The organism is Pantoea sp. Ap-967 (assembly GCF_011752565.1).
GTDB lineage: Bacteria > Pseudomonadota > Gammaproteobacteria > Pseudomonadales > Pseudomonadaceae > Aquipseudomonas.
On the sequence record NZ_VWXK01000087.1, the window covers coordinates 1 to 798 of the forward strand.

1 protein-coding gene is annotated in these 798 nt (G+C 46.4%); it reads left to right on the plus strand.

Annotated features, from left to right (window positions below):
• Positions 1 to 777: hypothetical protein (locus F3J45_RS30655; protein WP_205300751.1), on the plus strand; the 777-nt coding region annotated here is incomplete at its 5' end.
• Positions 778 to 798: the final 21 nt, after the last annotated feature.

Here is a 798-nt window from a genome sequence, read left to right on the forward strand (position 1 = left end):
CTGGCCGATGCCGACACGTACGTGGGAGCAAAGAAGGAGGAGGGAGGGAAAAAGAAAAAGGAAGAGAAGAAGAAGGGAAAAAAAGGAGGGGGGAGAAAAGGAAAAGGAAAGAGGAAGGGGGAGAAAAAAGGGGAGGAGGAAAAGGAAAAGAGGAAGAGAAAAGGAAAGAAGAAAAAGGAGAGAAAGGAAAGGGAGGAAAAAGAAGGGAAGGAAGGAAAAGGAGGAGAAGAGAAAGAGAGAAGGAGGGAGAAGAGAGGAAGGAAAGGGGAAAAGAAAGAAAGGAAGAGGAAAAAGAGAGAAGGGGAAAGAAAAGAGGGGAAAGAAAAAGAAAGGGAGAGGAAAGGGGAAAAGAGGAGGAAAAAGAAGAAAAAGGAAGAGAGAAAAGGGGGGAGGAGAAAAAAGGGAAGAAGAAAGAAGAGAGGAGAGAAAGAAAAGAGAGGAAGAAAGAAAGGAAGAAAAGGGGGAAGAGGGAAAGAAGGAAAAAAGCAAGAGAGGGAAAGGGAGAGGAAGGGAAAGGCAGGGGAAGGGGAGGAGAGGGGGAAGGGGGAGAGGCACGTGGGGGGTGAAGGATGCAAGAGGAAGTGCAGGGGTCAGGATAGGGGGAGGGGGGGAGGAAAAAAGGGAAGAGGGGGGAGGGAAGGAAAGAAGAGAGAAGAGAAAAGGAGAGAGAAAAAAAAGGAGAAGGGAAAAGGGAAAAGAAGAAAAGAAAGAAAAGATAACAATGACAAAAAAGGGAAAGGGGAAGAAAAGAAAACACAAGAAAGAAGAGAAGAATAGAAAGCCATTCCCCCTGCGCAT